This window comes from Pleionea sediminis, from assembly GCF_007570825.1.
GTDB classification, from domain to species: domain Bacteria; phylum Pseudomonadota; class Gammaproteobacteria; order Enterobacterales; family Kangiellaceae; genus Pleionea; species Pleionea sediminis.
In genome coordinates, this window is the sequence record NZ_SUNB01000001.1 from 937,006 (window position 1) to 958,881 (window position 21,876).

The following is a 21,876-nucleotide window of genomic DNA, read 5'->3' on the forward strand; positions in this document are numbered from 1 at the left end:
GCGCGATAAGATAACAATATCGATATATAGAGAGTGTAACCTAAAATTCTTATGAACGAACAACTTAATATTTATCAGGCTTCAAAAGCTGATATTACGGCATTAGCGGAACTGTTTAATGAATATCGGCAGTTTTATAAACAAGCTGATAATCAAGAAGCTTGCTTCGAATTTTTAAGTCAACGCTTCGAAAATAAAGAGTCTATCGCGTTTATTGCTGAGTTGGAGGGAGCTCCTGCTGGCTTTATTCATCTTTATCCCGGTTTTTCTTCCGTATACTTGAAGCAAATTTGGACAATGAACGATTTGTATGTTCGGTCGAACGCGCGCCGTATGGGCGTTGGCTTTGCTTTGTTAGATGCGGCGAAACAAATGGCGATTGAGAGCGGTGCAATACTGGTAAAGCTTTCAACAGAGCAAAGAAACCTGGCTGCACAGAAAGTCTACGAGGCTAAAGGCTATCGGCGTGATACGACATTTTACCACTACCTACTGCCACTCTACGAAAACCGATAATAAACAGAATTGCTATTTAAGTGATAAAAAAAGCGGTGAACACTGTTCACCGCTGTCAAAAAAGACAAATTTGAGACAGTCGTTATGAAAAAAACATCAAACTTTGGAATTCAGCTTTGAGTTAATCAACTGCAACTCTTTCATAGCCTGTTCCATTAAGGCGTTCAATACTTCGGCATTTTCTAACTGTTGAGCACGCTCTTCAGCGTCTGCATCAAGGCCCTGTTTAAAGTCTTTTTTAATTGACTCAACTCGAGCTTCTAATTCGCGTTTTTTCGCCAACAAATCATCTCTTGATTCAGACATAAAACACCTGTTAACTGATTAACCTTGGTAAATCATTCTAACAATGAATTATTTTTTAATATTGACCTGGATCAGTTCATGCTTGAGAAAATGTTTTTTTGATGCCTTTGAGGGCTTGTTTGATTCTTTGTTCATTCTCAATGAGTGCCAGTCGAACAAATTTATCTCCATATTCACCAAATCCAATACCTGGTGATACCGCTACTTTCGCTTCTTTGAGCAACCACTTTGCAAATTCTAATGACCCCATCGATTGGTATGGCTCAGGAATTGGAGCCCAGACAAACATAGTCGCTTTAGGCTTTTCTACCGACCAACCTATACGATTAAGGCCATCGCATAATACATCCCGACGAGATTTATAACGCAATCGAATTTCTTCAACACAATCTTGCGGTCCTTCCAGTGCAGCGATACCAGCAACTTGAAGAGGCGTAAATATTCCGTAATCAAGATAAGACTTTAACCGCGCGAGAGCATGTATAAGCGTCGGATTCCCGCAGCAGAACCCTAATCGCCAGCCCGGCATATTGTAACTCTTAGATAGCGAATAGAACTCAACGGCAACATCTCTTGCTCCTTCGACTTGCAATATTGAAGGAGCTTTATATCCATCAAAAACAATATCGTGGTAGGCAAGATCTTGAACGACCCAAATATCATGCTCTTTCGCAATGGCAATGACGCGTTCAAAGAAACTAAGATCAACCGTGTCGGTGGTTGGATTTGCAGGAAAGTTCAGCAATAACATTTTGGGCTTCGGCCAGGTCATGCGAAGTGTTTTCTCAACACCCGCAAAAAACTCCTCGCGATTGGTGAGGGGAACGTGAAGGATTTCTGCCCCTGCTATAACGAATCCATAGGGATGAATAGGATACGCAGGATTAGGCACAATCACAGAATCTCCGCGCTCCATGGTTGCAAGGGCTAAATGGGCTAAACCTTCTTTGGAGCCAATAGTGACGATCGCTTCGGATTCAGGATCCAGCTCAACATTAAAATGACGATCATACCAATCACAAATAGCTTTCCTTAATCTTGGAATGCCCTTTGACTGTGAGTATCGATGTGTACGCGGATCCTGAGAAGCCTCTACCATTTTGTCAACGATGTGCTGAGGTGTCGGTTGATCTGGATTTCCCATACTGAGATCAATAATATCTTCGCCTCTGGCTCTGGCCGCTTGCTTTAACTCACCAATAACATTGAACACATAGGGAGGCAATCGTTTTATACGTGCAAATTCTTGGACCATAGCCACTGTTTTCCTTGTTCTCGATGGTTATTTATCGGTATTCGCTATAATTATGGGTTGTTTCCAGCATTTTTGAAATAGCTTTTAGTTACTAGAAAACCATAAAAACACTCTATTTCGGCCTTTTATTTTAAATTTTAAAAGGTTCAGTCTTCGTTCAGTTTATACACACTACTATAGTCGTTAACATGGAAATAAAGAGGAATGTCCCATGAAAACGTACAGCCTTGTAATCTCAGCGATATTAGCAAGTGCGCTATCACTTCCGGCCGCCGAAGCGAGGGACAGTGAACATCGACAAAATTCTCGCTCAGTCAAATCGCAACAGCATAAACCGAAGGCAAATCAGCATCGGTCGCATCGACAATCGCACCGGAGTGATCGGCACTCTTCAAGCCGACAATCGCATACGCGGACAGTTCGGAGCGATGTGCGTGAAAAGCCAGCGGTTCAAACCAGAACAGAAAAGCCGAGTCGTCATTCAAATCATTCGAGTAGCACGCGACATCATGAAAAGCCTCACAGTGTGAAACCACGCGAAGCAACGCATCGCTCAAATACTCGACATGATCACGTAGTGAGACACAACGACCGACGAGATCTACGCCGACACGATTCTCATCGAGGCGATCGAAAAGGGCGCCATCATGCAAGAGAACATCGACGTGATTGGAGAAATTCACACCAAAGAAATACGGTGAAGAAATACAGACATTACGATAAGCATCGACACAGCTGGCATCGTAACCGTTTACACAACTGGCGTGAAAGATACAGACACGGTCATCACTATTCTCGTTATCACAGACATGGGTACTACTATCGACCTTATCGAGATCATTACATTCGATTGTCAACTCACTATCCGGTATGGGTGTATGACTACTACTACGATTATTTAGATGTCCATTATCATGATCACTACTGCCCACATTGGCACTTCCGAGCAGACTGGGAAGACATTGCCTTCGGTGTAGTAATAGGAGCACTTTTGAGCAACTAAGTAACTCACCCTTTATTTAGAGTGTAAAATCGGAGATATACAATAGCCAAGGAATGGCGCGCTCTAAAGTAAAAGAATTGCGACCTCCCTTTTTGTTGCAACAATCCATTGCAATCATACAATCAAGACACTTTAAAGGGCTGACCGCACCTAAGAAGAATAATCTCTAAACTAATTCGAATCGATCACTTCCATCGATAAACAGTATTACTCACGTTTGTGTAGAGTTTTGACATCAACTCATTTGCCGTAGACTTTTTCAAAAAACGAATTGAAATACTGTGTCGGCCTAGATCTAATCCAGCAATATCAACCAGTAAGCTCGCCATCCCGACTCGACGATCAAACGGCGTTTGTTTTAATTCTATCGATTGTATTTTACTGATTGGAACAAATGTTCTTCGTTTTACCAGCCATCCACTTTCATAAAACAACGCATTAGTCGAAAACCCATATCGCATGGATGCTACCGTTTTTTGAGCATACACAACAATAAATATCGATAACGTTATGAACCACAACGAATGCCATCCAATCTTAATGGATAATAATGCAACAATAATACTCAACAAAATAATATACACTCTGGTGATGCGTTTCCAGCCCGAAAATTCCACTTTCTGCCAACTGTCTACCTCAGTTGAAATATCTGGCTGAATAGCTCCAACAAACTTATTGAGTTGATCGGAATTGATAATTGGCGCAATCCATTTCAATGACTTACCACCTTGATTTGCATTTCCTCCAGCAGTCGCAATTCGTACTGCTGAACGAGCAAAGTATCGATGCAACATGTTTTCTTCAACCGAAACTAACTGAATTCGTTGTTCTGGCACCGTGGCATTAAAGTGCGTAACTAATCCGTACTGAGCTAATAGTTTATCGTTCGCTTTCTTTAACTCAAATCCATAATAAGTCACGACCATAAAAGCAATCGAGAGAATACGAATAAGTATTATAAATGAGACGATTCCTAAAATACTCAATACAACAATACTGACAGGGTTATTGAAATCGATTTGAACACTATCAAACCAAACATTCATTCTTGATTCCATCGTATCAAAGAATCGCTCTAGCGAGCCCGTTTGCCCCGCAACACCAAACACAGCGGCCACCACTAACATTCCTTTATTTGAAATTACTCCTGCTTTAATAAGCTCAGAAAGAGGCAAACTTAAAATTGAACGTTCAGTATCTTCATTGACCGAAGGCTTTTCCAAGTCATCTTTTGAATCAGAGTCTTGCACGGCGGCTTTCGCGGAGAGTACTTTTTGACGAATCTCTTCCACCGCAGGTAACGAAATAACTCGCATTACAGCCTCTGGTTTTCCACCACTCGCGGATTCAAGCTCTAGCTGTGCAACATTAAATAAGCGATGAAGAGGATTTCGCGATAGATTGACATTTTGAATACGTTCATATTTAACATGTCGTACATTCTTTACAAAAACACCTTCACGAATGACAATTTCATGCTCTTTCAATGAATAGCGGTATACCCAATATTGAATTATCGCAAATACAACACCAGGGACTATAAAAATTAGCGTCACTAACTGATAATTGTCGGAACCACCAGCAAACAATGCGAATATTAAAGGAAAGAAGAACTGCTTAACTATTTCAATAATAATAAATAGCCAAGATAACGGATGAAGCCGTTTTTCATTTTCCATAATAAATCCCGTTATACCGCATCATGCTTTTCTTGAAACAAGAGTTCGTCTCGAATTTCAACCGCTTTCTCATGACTGAGACCGGTTAACGAGACCGATGCATTAATTGTTCCCGCGGTGTGCAGAATTAACTGCGCGATGTTAAAACTACGTTGAATGGGGCCTTGCGTAACATCAATATGTTGAACACGACTTCTTGGCACAGCATATTGGACTTTCCACCATATTCCTTGATAGATAAAGAGCCCTTGCTCATCGAATCTCCAGCGGGTCTTCTCAAATTTCTTTGCAGGATAAATTCCAATCATCCAAACAGCGAGAATCAATATTGCGACAAACCAAATCAGAACAAACCAGACTGATGGTACGGTCCAAGATGATAGAAAAAAGATAACCGATGCAACAACAGACACGACAAACAGAAAACAAAAAGAAATAACGCCTGACACTCTAAAATAATTCTTAGCGGAGTCGGCCAATGGCTTAGTTTCAGTCATAATAATGATAGCTTCTTCGTAAAGAGAATAAGTCTTATGGAGAGTTAACTTATTACAAATATTTTTCTCAGTTGCCCAATTTTCCAAAACAAATTGGGCAACACTTAGTTACGCTCCAATCGGAGATCCTGGTGGTAACTCAGTTGGACTAAATTCTCGTTCAAAACGCTTATGTCGAGCTTCTATAATCTTTAATAGAGCGTGATAATAACCATAATCACTATCTGAAGCTCGAGTATGTTCAACTTTACGATTTAACCAACTACGAAGGCGTTCAACTTCGCCTACGACATCGGCTAAAACCTCCATTGGTGTTGAACCTTGCTCCATTATATTAAGCAAACGAGAAAGATATGCGGACGAAACACGCATGTTAATTTTCTTCTCATATTGATTCTCATGCTCACTTTTTATGGTTTGTTCACTCAGTTCTAATAAGACTTCTTCTAAAGTTAAATTGTTATGGATTGACTGTTGAGACAGACGGGCCATACGTTCTAAATTAAGAAGATAATTAAGCGAATGATTGGCAGCCGCTTCAGCCATAGCAATCGGGTCTAAAACAAGTCCTGTACTACCTTTAAAGCTTTCTCTGGTTTTACTATAACCGTATGCCTTTGGTGGAATTAAATCCAAAACTCTTTGAGATACCGTTAAAAATTCTGGAGACATGGTTTTTAGTAGAAGATTTAACGCTTCTCTCTGTTCCTTTTTCGGAACCAATTTATACTCAACATCATCTTCACCTTTTACGGAATATGAATAATGTCGACCAGCTATAAGCTTAGCAGCAGCTTCAACCTGGTAGCGATGCAAGTTAAATATCGGAACTAATGCTTCTTCTATTTCAGAATAGGGAACGCCATCAGCAATAACCTGCTTATCAAAGTTATCTAACGCAAATTTACGAACTTCAATCAATCGATAAAGTTCATCAACAGGATCTTTTCCGTTATCCCACAAATGTCCAGCAGGATGAATACCACCTACAGGTCTTGCATCGGAGTCACCAACAAACTCTAATCCCATCGCTTTTGATTCTCGAATAATTTTATCCAGCTCGTTAGAGTGGTTCTTACTGGAAAACTCACTGTACCCATACTTAATAACTTGCTTATCCCATTCACCAATGCCTAAGTCATAAGCATCATTTAATACTAACTTTCCATCATTCAATTGAACAAGCGGGTGTGGATAATCCATGACAGACGCGCGGTTATGGACACTCGCTGCAAAATTATGCGCAATACCGAGAGTGTGTCCCACTTCATGAGCAGACAGTTGCTTGATACGATTTAATGCCATTGCTTGCTGTCGCTCTAAATCTGGCTCTGATTCAAAAGGTGAAGTTAGACCTTTCGCAATTAATAAATCCTGACGAACTCTTAGTGACCCCAAAGTTACATGACCTTTTATAATTTCACCAGTTCTAGGATCCGTTATACTGGCACCATAGGACCAGCCACGCGTTGCTCGATGAACCCAAAGAATAACATTGTACCGAACATCCATAGGGTCCATGTTTTTAGGCATAACCTTCACTTGAAACGCATTTTTGTATCCGGCAGCTTCAAATGCCTGATTCCACCACAAAGCACCTTCGATCAAAGCATTACGAATTTTTTCTGGGGCTCCACTATCAACATAATAAACAATAGGTTCGACGGGCTCACTTACCGCTAGCTCAGGATTTTTTTTCTTTAACTTGTGTCGTGGAATAAAACGGACATCCATAGGTTCCAAAAGACCAGCCGCATAATTGCGATGACCCATCGTCCAAAAACCTGAAAAAGGATGAAATTCTCTTGATTCAAAATCACTCTCAGGTAGTTCGATAAAAGACAATCTTTGACGTAAGGTAAAATAGTTATTATTCGGAGATACTTCTCGAAGGTAATTGCCAGCTTTGCTACCAGAAAACGTTAAAATAGACTGCAGCTCTGTATTTTTTGGAAAGGACTTAATTACCTCAGGATCTACCGAAGACAAATTCTTTTGCAGTGAAAAGTTACCTTGTTGCGTTGACTCGATTCGTTCTGCGACCCCCATCCGATCGGACAGTAAAAACGGGGTGACATCAATCAGTACACTTTTTTTGTCGGACGCTACAATATCAAACCCTGCAATAATAGATTCTGCAAAAGCCTCTTCTACGGAACGTCGCTCTGCATCATTATCAGTGACAGCAACATAGTTAGTATTTTTTTCGATCAAAAATACTCTTTGTCCGACTTTTCTGAGTTCAACTAATTTCGCGCCACCTTGAAGACCTCGATCAAGACCAATATCATTTGACCCCAATCCATAAGGTAAGCTGGTCATTAATAAAAATGGCTTATCAAATCGACGAGTTTTTAAAAATACATTGGCTTTTGAGCTATCATAATAAATATCAAAAAAACCCTTTCGATGCTCCATCGATTGTGTGAATTTCGATATTGACGCCGCATTAGCGAATCCAAATGTCAGAAACAAAAAAGTGACTAGAATAGTAAATCTCATCTATTTATTCTCTTATTTTAATATTTATTCGCCATTATCCGATTGAAATGAGTAACCAAAATATAAACTGTTTAAGAATAACTTACTCGTTCCCCACCAAAATGCTCTAAAGTTCATGTTATCGACATAGAAAATAATGGTGCCCTTTCCTTTTCGGGCCGCAACAATCGAAGGCGAATTGGCTATTTTCTTTTGATTGTCTTCCGATGAATACCCAGATACTAAGGGTGAACTAGAGTAAGATGCTACCGTCTTAAAAGGATCTTCTTTAACTCGATAAATATCGCCCCCTTTTCTAAACACAGGGATTTCTGCCGAGTGAAGTCCGAAACCTAAAGGGTGTGATTGATCAACTTGAATTTTAAAAATAGCACCACCTATATATTTATCCGCCAAAAATCGATCTCTTTGTGAATAATTCATTTTATTGCTACTGTTATCTTCATCGTCGATGTATTCTATTGGCGACCAAGATTGTTCAGCAAGCCAACGGCCTGCCGTACGAGATACCACCAATTGTCCGCCTTTCTCAACCCACTGTTCAATTTTTTCCTCCAGGTTTCTTGAAAAGTCGTATCTTCCAGAAACGAAATAGAGATGAGTATAATCATTAAGTTCAATGTGCTCTAAACTTGCTTGCGATACTTTGGTTAAAGGCAAGCTCACTCGCTGGTCAAATAGATGCCAGACCTCTCCCGCTTCGTAGGAATAAACTCCGTCACCAACAACAAGCAATGGACGAGGTAGTGTAAGTGGCTTCATCGATGGACTTCCTAAATCAATTCCTTTCAAAGCCAACCCAGAGGTAACCTGTGAAATCGAGACAACCGTACTTTTTAAAACATCATCAACTATAAATTCCAACGACTTTCGATCAATCGATTGATTCCCAATAACTAAAAAGACCGTGCCCTCTTTAAATGACTGACGCCCAGATAAGGTTAACAACTCCGTACTTTGAGTGGCAACACGAAGTCTTAGGCCTTCAGCTTGTAAACGATAAACTAACTTTGCAGCATCAAAATCTCGCCAATCAATCGCTAATGCAATTGTTTTATCATTGATCAATAAGCCCGATTGCTCTCCATTACGTAATCCCTTTTTACCTAATAACCGTGAATTATAATCTCCACTATCTAATCCAGAGTATCGCAGGTTAAACGCTAAAGGTAATGTCCAACTGGAGACATCATAAAATGTGTTGTCATTAAACTTAGTACGCGTTTCAAACATGGCTCGAATGAGTCGAAACTGTTGCTGCTTGGTTGGAAGGATATAAGCCTCTTTCGACTTAAATAGTTTGTTATTCACACGCAAATCCCGACTTAACTGATGAACATTAATTCCGTGTTTCTCTAAAAGTTCAACAAATGCATTTAATCGTGTGTTGTCGCCATCTGCATCAAAGACGAAACCTTTGAACATGTAATCATCAGCCTCTTCTTCTGCCGCACTAAAAAAGTTTTTCTGATAATCCTTTAATTTTTTTTTCTCCGAGTACACTGCTTTTATGGTAGAAAAAGAAGCCGCTAAATGATTTCGAATGGCAAAGGGAAACGTGAGTTGACCATTTACTGTATCAATTGCATGCCCCGCAGCACTAGCCTGCTCAAATAAAATACCGATCGAACCGTTAATATCTGGATAGGTTGAGCCTTTTCCATAGTAAAAATCGTCGAATGACTCTTTCGAATAATAATCGGATCCAATTTTATCAAATATTTCACCATGGTATTTTGCGATCAGTGCCGTCAAATTAAAGTTTTTTTCTGGTGTTAACGGATGATTGCGACTAGGAACCCCCGGTTGAAAAAAATAAGTACTATTACTTCCCATTTCGTGAAAATCGGTTAATACCAAAGGTTTCCATTGATGAAAGTAATTTATTCGAGCTCTAGACTCAGGATGCTGAACTAACAGCCAATCTCGATTTAAATCAAACCAATAATGATTGGTTCTTCCTTCAGGCCATGGTTGATTGTGTTCAACATCTTTAGGATCAGTAACGGTTTGATAACTTTTCCGTGAATTGACATAAGTACTAAATCGAGCCAATCCATCTGGGTTGAGCATAGGATCAATGAGAATCACGGTATCGTTGAGAATCTGTTGAACTTTTTCTCCTTGAGCTGCAGCCAAATAGTAGGCTAACAATAAAGCCGTATTTGAACCACTCGCTTCGTCTCCATGTACGCTGTAGCCCATCCAAACAACTGCAGGCTGATCATTTGGGCGTTTTTTTACATCCTCTTGCAATTTCTGAATCGCATCGATCCGATTAATATTTTTTTCGCTGGAAAAGCCGACTAACAATAAAGGTCGCTTTTCCCAGGTTCGTCCAATCTCTTCAATCCAGACACGTTTCGAAGTTGAAGCGAGCGCGTACATGTACTCAGCAATTTGTTCAGGGCGCACATGCCAATCGCCAACTTGATACCCTAAAACAGATTCAGGAGTTGGAATATCAGGGTTATAGGAGGTATCGACATCAAAAACCAGCTCCTTCGACAGATAATAATCTAGTGATAACTCATCTGCAGAAACCCATTGAATCGAAAAAAATAAAACGAAACAAACCAAAATCTTCATGTAGTTAAACTCAGATAAAAACGATAGACCCTTATAGCAAATTATTATGCTTTTCGCATTATAGAAACCTTACAACAACTAAGACTATTAAAGGATTAGACACATATTCAAGAAAATTAAGCGCAATCATTTAGAGAAGTACGCACAATCTGTTAAAATCTTGCCCAAGCTCTTAGGAAAACTGAATGAACATGATAGATATTACACCGTCAGCTCAAGAACATTTTCGCAAACTGCTCAGTCAGCAAGACGATCCGAACGTTAACATTAGAGTATTTGTGGTTAATCCAGGAACTCCACACGCAGAATGCGGTGTTTCATATTGCCCCAAAGACGCTGTCGAAGAAACAGATGTCGAATTCTCTTATGAAGGGTTTTCTGCATTTATCGATAAAGAGTCAGAGCCTTATCTCGAAGACGCTTTAATCGATTACCAAACCGACAAAATGGGCGGTCAATTAACACTCAAAGCCCCTAATGCTAAAGTCCGGAAAGTGGCTGATGATGCTCCTGTCGAAGATCGATTAATTTACATTATTGAATCTGAGATTAATCCACAGTTAGCGAACCACGGCGGCAAAGTTAACTTGGTTGAATTCACCAAAGAAGGTTACGCGATTCTGCAATTCGGAGGTGGATGTCAGGGTTGCGGCATGGTCGACGTCACTCTCAAAGAAGGCATCGAAAAATCACTAATTGAAAAAATCCCTGAATTAAAAGGTGTTCGCGATATTACAGAACACTCTGAAGGTGAAAACCCCTACTATTAATACACTTTCTTCCAGAGACTCTAACACCAATGCACTTTATCTGGGTGCATTGGTTGACACCCAATGTTAACGCTTGAACGCTTCTTTCAATGCATCTTCCAATTCATGGTATTGAAACTCATAACCCGACGCACTCAATCGCTTCGGCTTTACTCGCTGACCGGTCAGCAACAAATCACTCATTTCTCCGAGCATTATGCGCAAAACAAATCCCGGTACAGGGAACACAGTAGGCCTACCAATCACTCGCCCTAAGGTTTTTGTAAATGTTTGATTGGTTACAGGATTAGGCGCCGTAAAATTAAAAACACCTGACAACTCACTTTTTTCAATTAAAAACTCGATACCCGATATCATGTCATGCAAATGGATCCAGCTCATAAACTGTTTTCCATTTCCTAGTCGCCCTCCAAGACCTAGAGAAAAAGGTAACTTCATTTTGTCTAGAAAACCACCCTCTCCTGTAACCACCAGTCCAGTGCGAATAATGCATACTCGAGTAAAAGATTCTGCCTTCATTGCTTCAGCTTCCCACTCGCGACACAGCTGATGAGTAAATTCATCATGAGGCGCAGAGCTTTCGTCAACTTCATTATCACCTTGCCGACCGTAGTATCCGATTGCAGAGCCAGAAATAAAGACATCGGGCGACTGTTCAAGCTCACTCATCCATTGCACTAAATCACGCGTTAAATTAATTCGAGACTCTCGAATAGCTTGTTTACGCTTTTTTGACCAGCGTTTATCGGCAATAGGTTCTCCCGCTAAATTAATTACAACGTCAGGCATAAAGTCTGAAGCATCTTGCAACGAGCTAACCAGAGATACCGTTGGAGGTAATGTTTTAGCAGCACTGTCAATGTCGCGCGTCAATCCAGATACACTATGACCCAATGTCTTAAAAGTTTGAGCCAAATGCCGACCGATTAATCCACTGATGCCTGTAATAAATATCTTCATTTCTTTGATTGCCCCTTATTTGTTTTGATATTCGTTAGGCGCCAAAACAACAAACTTAGATAAGCAGGTAAGGTTATTAACACTCCTGCGATCATTAATCCCGCTCCAACATAAAAAAGCCACTGCCAAGTGAGGGTTGCTGATAAGTAAAGTAGAAAAACACCGAAAAAAAATGTGCCCACTCCGACAATTAGCTGCTGCCAACGCTTCGTTGGATTATTAATGTACGCTCGAATAAACGATCGAAACTCTCTCAATGTTCACCAGTTGTTGAAGTCATCAAGACAAAGAGCGTAACGCACTACCCAGCCCACTCGCAATACGCTTAAAATCGTTAACGAGTTCTTCAGGTAATTTACGCTGAGTTAAAGCCATATCAGCGTATAAAAAAGCTCTAACTCGCCCGTTATATAAAATCGAATTCAGTAAAAAGACATCCACTCGCTCATCATTAACAATAGCCTCTGGTAGCTGAGACCAAAATTTATCGTGCTTTAAGCGTGAAAAGGTTAAGAAGACCGGCTTAGCGGTAAACTTTTGCCAAACTTTAGTTTTTGATAATTGTGTTTTTATAACAGGTGCCGGTTCAGAATTATCTTTTACTAAGGATAGAAGAGATTTTATGGTATCCCCATCTTTACCAATGACCATAAAAGACACTCTTTCTAATGGTGACTTATCAATAAGTAACTGGAGCGTATCCTCGACGACTTTGCGTGGAGTTTCAAAAATCTTGGGTGAATCGATTAACTTTCTGTATAAGCCACGAATGTGCGCGATATGATGTCCAGTATATTTTGCTTCTTTTCTTCGGCGTAGAGGTGTCGGCTTAAAAGTTTCTTTCTTTTCTTTCTCACCAGATGCGTCTTGCGTTTTTTGGCTTTTATGGGGCGGAGCTCCAGGTATTTTGACCAAAGCACATCCAGGTCGCGCAATTGGAAACTCGATTCCGAACCGGTGAAGCTTGCGGCAACTTTGAATAACAATCTGTTCGACTTCATTTATTTTTTTGTGGCAATGGATGGCTGCAATGTCAATCCAACGTCCCCAGCTATTCTGCAGCCAAGGCATGCATAATATTTGCGATAACCGATTCGCAATCACAGGCAATAACTCAGTTCCACCTAGATGAAACCTTAGTTCTCTACTGCATTCTTCAAGCAATAAATCATCTGATCGAAAAAGCTTTATAGCCCTTAACAACTCACGGACAACAGCAAGGAAATTAAATTTTGCCGCTCGCCCACTGATTGAAGGCATAAAAAAGTTCTCAGCCAGGGCAAGCTGTAACTCAGATTGGCGATATCCAAGCAAATTTTCACTATGAACTTCAAAATTAAAAGGGTCGGAATAAATAGCTCGCGTTAACTCTTTAAATTTTTCGGGCGTTTGCCAATACGTGATCCATTCAGAAGCACGAGCAAACAGAGCAGATGCGGCGGCTTCCTTAACATTTCCACCACGAACTTTCGCCAATTGCTCTGCTATTTCAGAAGCCAATAATGCTTCAGCTAAAACCTGCCTGCAATGCTCAGCGCCATCGTTGGGCATCACTTGTAACTTAGGCACGAGCTGAGCAACGCCATCAACGCCAATCATGCTCAAAGCGTGTTCGAGCCCGACAATTTCTCCTGCTTTACCAGCCTGACGCTCGCCTGCCAGCTTTTGTGCGTACAGGCAAAAAACAGGGTCGAAGCGAGCCAATTTAAAAATGTCGCCAGTCGCACTTTTAGAGTCTTTCACAGCAGCGCTTAATGACTCCAAATCACTCAATATGGGCAATTGCGACTCCAGATAGGGTTGCAAAAGTGATGAAATTGAGTGAGAAGATTCAGCCATCGGTATAATCTATGAGATACTTTCAATTTAATTATTATTATCAACAATATAGACAATCATCAAAGGTTTTGCGTAATCCTATGACCACTTGCCCACTCTGTTTAAATGACAGAATCTGCGACTACTGGGAAGACAAGGTTCGCTGTTATTTACACTGCCCTTGCTGTGACTTAGTCTTTGTCCCCGAGGAATACCTCCTCAGCGCAGCAGACGAGAAGGCTGAGTACGATAAACATGAAAATACCCTCGATGATCCAGGGTATCTAAAGTTCCTGTCTCGCACCTATCAGCATATTTTGCAACGAACCCCAAAAGGCAGTTGTGGACTTGATTATGGCTGTGGTCCAGCGCCAGCACTTGCTCACTTCCTTAGTCATCACGAGCGGCAAATGAGTGTTTTTGATATCTTTTATGCGCCGGATGAGTCGGTCTTTCAACATACCTACGACTTTATCACTTGTACCGAAGTTATCGAACATATCGTAAATACGCACGACACCATTCTACACTGGCTACAAATGCTGGATAAATCCTCTGGACTAATCGCCATAATGACGAAAAGAGTGACTGAGCTGGATGCATTTAAGCAGTGGCATTACAAAAATGATCCAACCCATATACGATTTTTCAGTCGATCGACTTTTGAATGGATTGCTGAGCATTGGTCGCTAACAGCAGACTTTCCAGAAAAAGACGTCGTATTATTAAGCAGAAATTAATGCTTCGCCAGCTCTTCTGCCATTAGCGACTCTAGCTGTTTTTGATCCGCAGCAAACGCACGAATTCCCTCTGCCAGCTTTTCTGTTGCCATTGCATCCTCGACCATTTGCCAGCGAAACTCTTGTTCAGTCATTGGCTCAGGCCGGATTTCATCACCTAATTTTGCCACCAAACGTATTTCAAAAGATTCTCTCGACTTGGCAAGCTCATCAAGTAATGTTGGTGCGATGGTTAATTTATCGCAGCCTGCCAATGCCAAAACTTGCTCTTTACTACGAAAACTTGCGCCCATTACGATGGTGCTGTAATTCAACTCTTTGTAGTAGTTATATATTCGCGTTACCGATGCAACACCGGGATCATCCTTTATTGAGAGATTATCGCGACCCGTTTTTGCTTTGTACCAATCAAGGATTCTTCCCACAAAGGGAGAAATCAAAAACACGCCCGCTTCGGCACACGCTCTTGCCTGCGCAAAATTGAATAAGAGTGTTAAATTACACTGAATATTATCTTTTTCAAGCTGACGAGCGGCCTGTATTCCTTCCCAGGTTGAAGCAATTTTAATTAACACTCTATCCCGGGATACACCCAAATTTTCATACAACTCAATAATGCGCTTTGCTTTAGTGATTGTTGCATCACGATCAAAAGAAAGGCGAGCATTCACCTCAGTCGAATTTCTTCCAGGTATTTGCTCAATCAGCTTTTTACCAATTAAAACGCTTAGATAATCACAGGCCGATTCGACCAGCGATAGACTTTCATTCGATTCTTGATTAGCCATTTCAATGGCTTCTTGTAGCAAAGGTCGAAAGCGTTCATTCGACACGGCTTTCAGTATTAGTGAAGGATTAGTTGTTGTATCCTCAGGCTTAAAAGCAGAGATAGCAGAAAAATCGCCCGTATCAGCAACTACGGTGGTCATCGATTTTAATTGTTCCAATTGACTCATACAGTTTCCATTTAAATAATTGTTTTTGCGTTATCGCATTAGCAATAATGTACCGCGAAAAAGTAATGCTATCTGCCAACAAGGTCAATAGCTCAATGTGCGATTAGCACCACAGTTTAGGAAATATCATGGAGATCCTGTTTCGTACCGCAGAAAGCGGCGATTTAGAAGCACTTATTCACCTTCTTGCAGATGACCCACTGGGCACTCAACGAGAAGATATCTCGCATCCCATCAATCAAAGATACGTCGAAAGTTTTAAAGCAATAAGGCAGGATCCCAACAACCAACTCATTGTCGCAACTGTAGAAAATCGTGTCATCGGGATGCTACAAATAACGTTTATTCCATATCTCACACACATTGGCACTTGGCGCTGCCAGGTTGAAGGCGTACGAATTCACAAAGAATACCGCGGCAAAGGCCTGGGTAAAATGCTTTTGGATTACGCCACCCAAGAAGCAAAAACAAAGGGCTGTAAAATCATACAATTAACTTCTGACAAACAACGCCCTGACGCACTAAAGTTCTATACTAACCTGGGATTTAAAGCGACACATGAAGGTTTCAAAAAGTCGATATAAATCCATTGATAGCCAAAAACTGATGCCGGAAAGATCCAGTTAATTAATAACCGCGTATATTTAATTTAGAAAATCACTCTGGAAGCGAGTGAGTTTTACGGCGGTTACCCCAACCGCCTTTTTTTTTGGTATCAATCACTCCTTTATCTTAAAAACATCACCGACTCTGAGCTTCTTCCCAATACCAGCGATTAACTCTGCATTTTCTCCAAAAGCAGCGGCAGACTTATTTGGCATCGGATTAATTTCAATGAGCTCTTTTAACGGTGAGCGACTTTCAGAAGCAATCGCTGTTGACTGATCGATGGTTGTAATTACGCAGCGCTCGCAAGGATATCTTAGTGAAAATTCAATTCCATCTGACATAATAGCCTCAACATTATGCTCTTCAAATGCACTCAACCCACTAATAACAATATTGGGACGAAAGCGATTCATTTTAATTGGCGAATCAAGCTTTTGATTAACAGCATCCAATGACGCCTGATTAGCAATTAAATAAGGATAACCGTCAGCAAACTCGGTCGTTACCTCGGTGTTTCCACTACTTAATTTATCGCTTTGATCAACAATGCGTTCAAATCCATCGGCCATTTTCACCAGGCGTACTGGCCAAGGAGTTTTGAGTACATCGGTCAACCAACGCGATGCAGTATCTCCGGCATCAACAATGTTCACGTCATTTTTCCATATGCGTCCATTTAAAGGCTCGGAGTATTGGTGATTTAATAAAGAAATATCAAGCGGTGTTTCCGTTTCAGGATTACTCAATCTCAGCGTCTCAGAATTTAATTCGGTATGGATCAAGGCCATTCTTGCACACTGTCTTTGTGTTAAAAAGTGACCTTTGGGGTTTACAATCATCCAATGACGGTCGTATTGAAATCCTTTGGTAGTCAGTACTGCCTCGCTAACTGAAATGCCTTTTAGTGACTTGACCGGATAAATTGAAATCGCTTCAACGCGACATTCATTGCTCATTAAAAAACTCCCCCGAAAGAAAAAAGCCAGAGTAACTCAAAGATAATTAATAAAAAAGCGCCTATCCAAAAATACAGAAAGGCACCTTTTATTCTTTAGTTCAATAACCGAAATAGTAGGTCTTTAGGAAAAAGCTTCTTCTTACATTGTTAACTCGCTTTATCAGATGCTAAATCCCTCGATGGTTTAAAAGGAAATAGCATTCGTCTGGCGCCCGTTTTTACATCTTCCAGAAAGATATAGAGCGCAGGAATTAATAATAAAGTAATGACGGTTGCAAACAATATACCAAAAGCCAAAGAGATAGCCATCGGGATAATTATTTGAGCCTGCAAACTGGTTTCAAACATAATGGGGAATAGGCCAAAAAAGGTTGTCAGCGACGTTAAGCAAATTGCTCGAAATCGTTTCACTCCTGCCTGCAATACGGCATCAGCTAATCGTAATCCTTCCTTTCTGGCACGATTTACAAATTCCACCATGATCAAGCTGTCGTTAACCACAACGCCCGATAATGCAATCAGTCCAAACCCTGACATCATGCTGAAACTCTTTCCAAAAATTAAATGCCCCACGATAGCGCCAATCAAGCCAAATGGAATAACCGACATCACCATCAATGGTTGTAAATAAGATTTTAGTGGTATGGCAATTAACACATAAATTAAAGCTCCCGCAATTGCCATCGACATGCCTAACTCTTTAAGCATTTCGCCAACTTCTTTACTTTGACCACTTGGCTCAGAACTTACGCCAGGATATTTAGAAACCAACTCAGGAATAAAAGTTTCATTAATGTCGCTAATAACCTGTCGCGATTGAATCTTATTCGGATCGAAATCAGCCATAACAGAAATTGCTCGCTTACGATCTTCTCGCTGAATAGTTGAGTAACCTTCAACCAACTCAATGGTTGCAATTGATGAAAAAGGCACCCAATCTCCGGTCGGCGTTCTTACTCGCATATTTTCTAAATCGGCAATTGAGCGACGCTCGCTTTCAGGATATCGAACCATCACTTTTACTTCATCTTTGCCACGCTGAATACGCTGCGCTTCTTCACCATAAAACGCCTGTCTCACCTGACGCCCAAGATCACTGAGTGATATACCTAAAGTCTCTGCACCGGGTAATAACTCAAGCTCAATTTCCTTATTTCCAGAACTATAAGATGTTCGAATATCAAATACGCCGTCATATTCTTCTAACTTATCTTGTAGATCCAAAGACGCTTTTTCGAGGTTCTCATAATTTGAGCCAACTAAGCGGAAACTAATACTCGCGTCACCACCCGCACCCATTTGAGACATGATGCGTAACTCTTTAACTCCCGCAACCGTCCCGATCTCTTCACGCAGTAGCTTTTCAAAATCAACCGCAGTAACTTCGCGTGCATCAGATCGAACCAACTCAATAAACATCCCGCCACCAACATCACCATTAGTGTAGGATAAAACATGCTGCAATACGGGCTGCCCATCATTTTGATTGTCGCTGAGCTTCTTGTTCGTTGCATTAACGGCTTTTTCCATGCGATTAATTAAAGCATCACGTTGTGAAGGAGGACTTCCTTCATTCAAACTAAATTGTGCTTGGACAAAATCGCCAGCAACGCGAGGAAATGCTTCAACCTTTAACCATCCAGAAAACATCAGTCCAACAGAAAACACCAGTACACAGGTAAAGATCACCATTGTTAAAAATCGATGTTTTATGACTTTTGCTAAAAAAGGCTGATATTTATTTTTTGCAAAGTCCTCCATGCTTTGCCGAATCGCATGCTGAACTTTTTGCAGTTTTGTCGACTTGGCCTCATCGTAAGGCGTGTACTTCATATGAGCCAAATGGGCTGGAAGAATCCACTTTGACTCAACCAAAGAAAAAGCCAGACACAATATTACTACCACGGCTATTGCTTCAAAAAACGGGGCGAATACAAAATCCAAAGTCAGCATTGGCATAAATGCAGCTATGGTTGTTAATACACCAAAAGTAGCGGGCATCGCCACACGCTTAGCACCGCGAATAACATTTTCTTTAGAATGCCCATGCTCTTTTATTTCGGAATAAATACTTTCACCAATAATAATGGCATCATCAACCACAATTCCGAGCACTAGAATTAATCCAAACAGACTCAAGAAATTAATATTGGTTGCGAAAGGTCCAACTTTATCCATAAACAAAAACGCACCGAAGAAACAAATCGGTATTCCAACGAGTACCCAGAGCGCAACCTTGAATCGCAAAAATAAAGTGAGCAGCGTAAAGACTAAGATAACCCCCATGAACATGTTCCAAAACATCATGTCGAGGCGTTCTTGCAGATAAACCGAACCATCGCCCCAAATATCAATCTTTGCCCCTGCTGGCAGTGTCTCATTTTTTTGCTTCATATAGTCTCGAACAGCCTCTGCGATATCGAGATCATTTTGTTCGCCTAACGATTTAACTCGAATAACGGTTGCTGGCTCACCGTTAAATCTGGCGTATTCGTTCGACTCGATAAATCCATCGTTTATTCGAGCAATATCACTGAGTATCAGTCGGGTTCCATCTGGATTTGTTCGAAGTACAATTTGAGAAAATTCGAAGCCAGTGTATGCCTGCCCTTTAGTTCGTAATCGAATATCACCGCCGTCTGTCTTTATCGTTCCCCCCGGTAAATCAATGGAATAATTACGAATAGCTCGCGATATATCGCTCATCGTTAAATCATATTTTCGTAATTGAGCATCGGATACTTCAACTGATATTTCATAAGGTCGATTGCCCATGACTTCAGCTTTATTTACATCGGGCAGCAACATTATTTCATCGCGTACTTCTCGCGCGATGGTTTGTCGAGTTCTTCGATCCATGTTTCCATGGACACTTAACCAAAGTACATCGGCCGAAAACTCTGCTTTAGAAATTAATGGTTTTTCTGTTTCACCTGGCAGAGTCGATATTGAATCGACCTGAATTTTTATTTCATTAAGTGCTTCGTCAATGTCAGTATCATTTTCAAGCGTGACCGAAACGGTCCCCATTCCTTCTCTGGCAAAAGAGTTAATTCTCTTAATTCCATTGATATCCTGAATCGCCTCTTCAACTTTAATAATGACGCCATCTTCAACTTCTTGCGGTGCCGCTCCAAGGTAAGGAATATTAATATTTACAACATTGGGTTGAATATCGGGCTGCATTCGTTTGGTCATCATGCCATACGAAAAAATGCCGCCTAAGATAAGAAACAACATTAATAGATTTGCAGCCACAGAATTGTGCACAAACCATGCGATGATCCCTGTTTCTTTTTGTGTCGATGGTTGAGTCATTTTATTATCTCCCACCTTATTGACGTGGCTTAATTGAATCAACAGACTTTGCTAGCGCTTCATCAGGCGCTAACTCAGGCTCAGGATCGCCCTCAACTCGTAACTTCATTCCTTGCACCGGAGACTCTATCGATGTGATAACAACTTGATCCCCTTGCTCTAATCCATCTTTAATATAAACAAAGTCTGCTTCCGCGCGAATAATTTCGAGCTCTCTAACTTGGAGTTGCCTGTCTTTATCGGCAACGATCACTTTATCAAGATCACGAAAGGCATTGCGTGGTATTTTAATGACATTCCTGAATTCAATACCTTTAATATGTGCGGTGACAAAAGCTCCCACTTTCAGAGGATTTGAATGAATGGCCTCAGGCTGAATCCCATAAGGGTCATTAATTCTGGCAACCGCATAGTGAACACGAGAGGTTTGATCAACAACGCCTTCCATTCGATCCAGCACGGCTTGCCAAGCTATCATCTCTCCCGCATATTTTGCAGTCAACTCAACGCGTGGTTTTTCATTATCAGCTTGCTCTCTAAAGTTTGGTACGTTAATGAATGCTAAATCTTCATCGGTCAGCGGTAATCGAACTTCAGCATAGTCGGTCGCAAAAGTTACGCCAAGAGCTGTTCCCATTGATACAAACTGACCAACATCAGCTCGTTTTTCTTTCACCATTCCGTTGTAGGGTGCTCGAATAACCGTTCGTGCTAATTTTTGCTCCGCCTTTTTTAAATCGGCTTGTGCCGATTGCAAATTCGCTTTTGCCTCTAAAAGAAAGGGTTCCCGCAAGGCAAGAGCAGGAGCCTTGGTTCGACTTCGTCCGGATAAGTCCCATTCTTTCTGCGCTTGCTCCGCCCTAGCTTTTTCTTGAGCAAATTGCGCTTCCGCACTAATTAATCGAGCTTTCGCTTGCTCAACAGCCACAACATAATCTGTAGGATCTATCTTGAGCAATAATTCTCCTTGCTGAAAATACCCTCCAACAAAAAATTTATCCGAAACCGATTCAACCAATCCAGCCACCTCTGACACAAGTGTTGTTTCAGTTCGAGGCTGAACAACACCGTGGCTTTTAACAATAAACTGGTGAGATTCAGACGCTGGTAAAATTGCCTCAACTAATGGAGCTACAGGATTCACCGGCTTTTTAGGAGGTTCAGGACGCATTTTGAACATCACAATCAGTCCGAAGGCTACCGTAACAATGGCAAGTATGCCTATAAATGTCGCTTTGCTTTGAGTCATAAGTTCCCCAACTGGAAATAAGTTATGCAGCAACTTTCAAAATATTTTTGCTTCACTTCATTTGGAAAGGAATTTTGCTACTCGCTATTATCCTATAAATAATGTTAGTGGGTATGATGAAATGTTTCTGATTGTAAACACTATATCGCAA

17 protein-coding genes are annotated in these 21,876 nt (G+C 40.9%); 4 read left to right on the forward strand and 13 right to left on the reverse strand.

All coding sequences use genetic code 11. The annotated features are described in order from the left end of the window. The first annotated feature begins 51 nt into the window (after window positions 1-51). Window positions 52-516: a GNAT family N-acetyltransferase gene (locus FAX86_RS03695; protein ID WP_144391979.1), complete on the forward strand. Its 465-nt coding sequence runs from the start codon at window positions 52-54 to the stop codon at window positions 514-516. Between the two features lie 96 nt (window positions 517-612). Here FAX86_RS03695 and FAX86_RS03700 read toward each other — a convergent pair whose 3' ends face one another. The 7 genes from FAX86_RS03700 to FAX86_RS03730 form a co-directional block, all read right to left on the reverse strand. Beyond that, entirely contained in the window at window positions 613-822 is a 210-nt protein-coding gene (locus FAX86_RS03700; RefSeq protein ID WP_144391980.1) for a hypothetical protein, read from the reverse strand. A gap of 76 nt (window positions 823-898) precedes the next feature. Then, complete coding sequence (alaC, locus tag FAX86_RS03705) at window positions 899-2,077, reverse strand: alanine transaminase (RefSeq protein ID WP_144391981.1); 1,179 nt, start codon at window positions 2,075-2,077, stop codon at window positions 899-901. 314 nt (window positions 2,078-2,391) lie between these two features. Next, the gene (locus tag FAX86_RS03710; protein WP_144391982.1) at window positions 2,392-3,009 is read right to left on the reverse strand and encodes a hypothetical protein; all 618 of its coding nucleotides are present in this window, start codon (window positions 3,007-3,009) and stop codon (window positions 2,392-2,394) included. Between the two features lie 256 nt (window positions 3,010-3,265). Continuing rightward, on the reverse strand, window positions 3,266-4,759 hold the full coding sequence (locus FAX86_RS03715) for a PH domain-containing protein (RefSeq protein ID WP_144391983.1): 1,494 nt from the start codon (window positions 4,757-4,759) through the stop codon (window positions 3,266-3,268). 11 nt (window positions 4,760-4,770) lie between these two features. Continuing rightward, on the reverse strand, window positions 4,771-5,256 hold the full coding sequence (locus FAX86_RS03720; RefSeq protein WP_144391984.1) for a PH domain-containing protein: 486 nt from the start codon (window positions 5,254-5,256) through the stop codon (window positions 4,771-4,773). A 108-nt stretch (window positions 5,257-5,364) separates the two neighbouring features. Further along, on the reverse strand, window positions 5,365-7,758 hold the full coding sequence (locus tag FAX86_RS03725) for a zinc-dependent metalloprotease (RefSeq protein WP_144391985.1): 2,394 nt from the start codon (window positions 7,756-7,758) through the stop codon (window positions 5,365-5,367). A 24-nt stretch (window positions 7,759-7,782) separates the two neighbouring features. After that, complete coding sequence (locus tag FAX86_RS03730; RefSeq protein WP_144391986.1) at window positions 7,783-10,347, reverse strand: M14 family zinc carboxypeptidase; 2,565 nt, start codon at window positions 10,345-10,347, stop codon at window positions 7,783-7,785. Between the two features lie 191 nt (window positions 10,348-10,538). Here FAX86_RS03730 and nfuA point away from each other — a divergent pair, with 191 nt between their 5' ends. After that, entirely contained in the window at window positions 10,539-11,117 is a 579-nt protein-coding gene (gene nfuA / locus FAX86_RS03735; RefSeq protein ID WP_164503530.1) for a Fe-S biogenesis protein NfuA, read from the forward strand. 66 nt (window positions 11,118-11,183) lie between these two features. Here nfuA and FAX86_RS03740 read toward each other — a convergent pair whose 3' ends face one another. Together FAX86_RS03740 and FAX86_RS03745 are read right to left on the reverse strand one after the other, a co-directional pair. After that, window positions 11,184-12,077 (reverse strand): TIGR01777 family oxidoreductase, encoded by an 894-nt coding sequence (locus FAX86_RS03740; RefSeq protein WP_144391988.1) that lies wholly within the window; start codon window positions 12,075-12,077, stop codon window positions 11,184-11,186. Window positions 12,078-12,356: 279 nt separating this feature from the next. Further along, on the reverse strand, window positions 12,357-13,916 hold the full coding sequence (locus FAX86_RS03745) for an HDOD domain-containing protein (RefSeq protein WP_144391989.1): 1,560 nt from the start codon (window positions 13,914-13,916) through the stop codon (window positions 12,357-12,359). Window positions 13,917-13,927: 11 nt separating this feature from the next. Here FAX86_RS03745 and FAX86_RS03750 point away from each other — a divergent pair, with 11 nt between their 5' ends. Further along, the gene (locus FAX86_RS03750) at window positions 13,928-14,635 is read left to right on the forward strand and encodes a class I SAM-dependent methyltransferase (protein ID WP_205859098.1); all 708 of its coding nucleotides are present in this window, start codon (window positions 13,928-13,930) and stop codon (window positions 14,633-14,635) included. Here FAX86_RS03750 and tal read toward each other — a convergent pair. Then, window positions 14,632-15,591, reverse strand: a complete 960-nt coding sequence (tal, locus tag FAX86_RS03755) for a transaldolase (RefSeq protein WP_144391990.1) — start codon at window positions 15,589-15,591, stop codon at window positions 14,632-14,634. The two genes, FAX86_RS03750 and tal, sit on opposite strands and share 4 nt — an antisense overlap. 128 nt (window positions 15,592-15,719) lie before the next feature. Here tal and FAX86_RS03760 point away from each other — a divergent pair, with 128 nt between their 5' ends. Then, entirely contained in the window at window positions 15,720-16,175 is a 456-nt protein-coding gene (locus FAX86_RS03760) for a GNAT family N-acetyltransferase (RefSeq protein ID WP_144391991.1), read from the forward strand. A gap of 135 nt (window positions 16,176-16,310) precedes the next feature. Here the strand turns inward: FAX86_RS03760 and FAX86_RS03765 are convergent, their stop codons facing one another. The 3 genes from FAX86_RS03765 to FAX86_RS03775 form a co-directional block, all read right to left on the reverse strand. Beyond that, the gene (locus tag FAX86_RS03765) at window positions 16,311-17,156 is read right to left on the reverse strand and encodes an MOSC domain-containing protein (RefSeq protein ID WP_144391992.1); all 846 of its coding nucleotides are present in this window, start codon (window positions 17,154-17,156) and stop codon (window positions 16,311-16,313) included. Between the two features lie 149 nt (window positions 17,157-17,305). Further along, window positions 17,306-20,476 carry an efflux RND transporter permease subunit gene (locus tag FAX86_RS03770; RefSeq protein WP_144391993.1) on the reverse strand — a complete coding sequence of 1,057 codons (3,171 nt, stop codon included), beginning with the start codon at window positions 20,474-20,476 and terminating at the stop codon, window positions 17,306-17,308. Between the two features lie 16 nt (window positions 20,477-20,492). Next, window positions 20,493-21,725, reverse strand: coding sequence for an efflux RND transporter periplasmic adaptor subunit (locus tag FAX86_RS03775; RefSeq protein ID WP_144391994.1), 1,233 nt, complete (start codon window positions 21,723-21,725; stop codon window positions 20,493-20,495). Window positions 21,726-21,876 lie beyond the last annotated feature (151 nt).